At 63.4% G+C, this 205-nt stretch carries 1 protein-coding gene; it reads left to right on the top strand.

Annotated features, from left to right (window positions below):
- A partial coding sequence (locus AC1RHV_RS31120; protein WP_492302730.1) for a VCBS domain-containing protein occupies positions 1-205 on the top strand: 205 nt, incomplete at both ends.

Here is a 205-nt window from a genome sequence, read left to right as displayed (position 1 = left end):
GACTGGCTACGACCCGGCCACCGGCAAGATCACCTATAGCTACCAGCAGGACGGTACCTCGAAGAACCACACCGCCGGCGACGACTCCGTCACCGACAAGTTCACCGTCACCGTCACCGATGCGGCCAACCAGGTCAAGTCTGACGACCTGGTCGTGCTCATCACCGACACCGCGCCCGAAGCCAAGCCCGACACCGCTTCCGTT

The sequence above is a fragment of the Achromobacter sp. GW823-FHT04E03 genome (assembly GCF_058796095.1).
The sequence above is the reverse complement of the archived record's forward strand: the minus strand, read 5'-3'. Positions and strand labels throughout refer to the sequence as shown.